Source organism: Moorena sp. SIO1F2, from assembly GCF_010672755.1.
Classification (GTDB): Bacteria; Cyanobacteriota; Cyanobacteriia; order Cyanobacteriales; family Coleofasciculaceae; genus Moorena.
In genome coordinates this window covers 1-2,301 of record NZ_JAAHFV010000588.1, presented here as the reverse complement: position 1 = coordinate 2,301, position 2,301 = coordinate 1, and the positions used below count along the sequence as shown (strand labels likewise).

At 46.8% G+C, this 2,301-nt stretch carries 2 protein-coding genes; both read left to right on the top strand.

The features are described from left to right. Positions 1-72 precede the first annotated feature (72 nt). Entirely contained in the window at positions 73-774 is a 702-nt protein-coding gene (gene phoU / locus F6J94_RS33100; RefSeq protein ID WP_293023907.1) for a phosphate signaling complex protein PhoU, read from the top strand. A gap of 451 nt (positions 775-1,225) precedes the next feature. After that, a partial coding sequence (locus F6J94_RS33095) for an iron uptake porin (protein ID WP_293048001.1) occupies positions 1,226-2,301 on the top strand: 1,076 nt, incomplete at its 3' end.

The window sequence follows — 2,301 nt, the reverse complement described above, 5'->3', positions numbered from 1 at the left end:
TAAGTGCTTTCTTACCCATGCATAAATGTAAAGGACAGGGGCTTCCAGCCTTCCCTTACCAACCCCTATTTTATGGTGAGTTTATCTTCTCCTACTAGTTCTGTCAGCAACATGTCTGAGCGTTCCCACTTCCAGCGCTCTCTGAAGCGTTTGGCACAAGATGTTCTGCGTATGGGGGCTCTGGTAGAGCAATCTTTTCGACTCAGCCATCAAGCCCTCTTTGAGCGCAATCTCGAGACTGCCCAACATCTTGCCTCTCTTGATAAGCGCATTGATGGCTACTATCACCAAATTGAGATGGAATGTGTCACGCTAATGGCTCTGCAATCTCCCGTTGCCCAAGATTTACGGCTTCTGAGTGCGTTTATGCAACTAGTACGAGATTTAGAGCGGATTGGTGATTATGCTGAAGACCTGGGAGAACTATCAATCAAGCTGTTTCCTTATCCACCCCATCCCTGTATGCCAGAGGTTGAACTGATGTCTCATCATGCCCAAGCTATGCTGGCAACAAGTTTAAAAGCCCTAGCGGATTTAGATGCCATTGCTGGGCAAACCGTCAAAAAGCTGGACGACACAGTCGATGATGCCTATGACCAAGTTTATCAAACCTTGGCCAGTCAAAGGGATATCAAGGGTGTTGTTGAACCAATTCTTTTACTGGGACTAGTGATTCGCCATTTAGAACGAATGGCTGACCATGCTACCAATATCGGTCAACGAGTCTCTTATATTGTCACTGGTCAACGTTCAGGAGTTACTCCTGGCCGTTAGGTTCACTGCTTAGATAGCAATCCAATCTGAGTTTTTACATACCATAACAAACCAAGAGGGCAACAATGGGTAAGAATTTGCTCCCCTTGCTTGTTGACGTTGCAATTAGGATTGCTATATCATAGCCTAGCCAGATAATATGCTAGCCGTAAACATAAAAGCGTCCTTCTTAACCTGAGTATTACCAAAGCCTTACCTCCTCTTCAACCTCAACCGGTAAAATCTAGAGCGCACAGACAGCTATTGCTCTGTTGCTTAAAAACATTGGTATCCTACGTCACTACAATCGAGTATTTTTCTCGAAAAGCTAGCTCCCCTGATCACACAAAGAATGATATGCTAATCCAGAGTTGTCCTATAAATACCGAATTTTAGTGGTTGTAGGAGAAAGTTGCGGACTGCGTTGAGTCCAATCGTGTTGTCTACTAGGTGTGAGGTTGATTGATAAATTATGTCAACAGTTTTTTGGAATACGATCAAATATAGTCCCGCTGTACTAGGGGCTTCACTGCTGGTAGCTAACAGTGCCTATGGTGCTCCCAGCCTTGAGGAATCTTCTACTGAAGCTCAAGTGGGTCAACAAGAGCTAACGGTTGCCCAGGCCACCAGTGAGTCTAACTCGGAAATTTTAAAACAAATCAATATCTACAACAACGAGGGCACAAATGTAGATTCGATCGACCAGGTCACCAGTGTTTCCCAACTGCGGGACGTATCTCCTGGTGACTGGGCCTATGAAGCTTTGCGCTCTCTGGTAGAACGGTATGGCTGTATTGCTGGTTATCCTAACCGCACATTCCGTGGAAACCGGGCAACTACCCGTTATGAGTTTGCGGCTGGTTTGAATGCTTGCTTGAACCAGATTGAGCGGTTAATTGCAGCTAGCACCGCTGACTTTATTACCCGGGAGGACCTGGAAACCCTGCAACGGCTGATTCAAGAATTTGAAGCGGAATTGGCTACCCTAGGGGCACGGGTGGATAACCTAGAAGGTCGGGTGGCTTTCCTAGAAGACCATCAGTTTTCCACCACCACCAAACTAAAAGGGGAGGTGATCTTTACCCTCGCTGGTGCCTTTGGGGAGGAACAAGCTGAAGCTGAAGAAAGGGTATTAGATGCTGATGACGTCGATAATGATGACGATGATCAAGATGGCATTGATGAAAACATTACCTTCAGCGACCGGGTGCGTCTAAACTTCGATACCAGTTTCACCGGTAAAGACCGGTTGAGAACTCGTTTGCAGGCAGGGAACTTTACTCAACTCAGTAGTGTGACTGGTACCGACTCGGCTCGCTTGGGTCATGATGCCGGTGGTGGCAATGATGTGGAAATTACTGAATTGAACTACCGCTTCCCCATTGGTAAGAAAATCAAGGCTTATGTGGGAACCATTGGCCTGGACTTACATGACATTTTTAACCCGACCAACCCCATCCTGGCAAGCAGTGGCAGTGGTGGCTTATCCCGGTTTATCCGCCGTAACCCCTTAACCCATCGGGGAGTAACCGCCACCAGTTCCGGTTA

Coding starts and splice junctions, on each gene's coding strand:
- phoU (WP_293023907.1), top strand. CDS start 73: ATGGTGAGTTTATCTTCTCCTACTAGTTCTGTCAGCAACATGTCTGAG.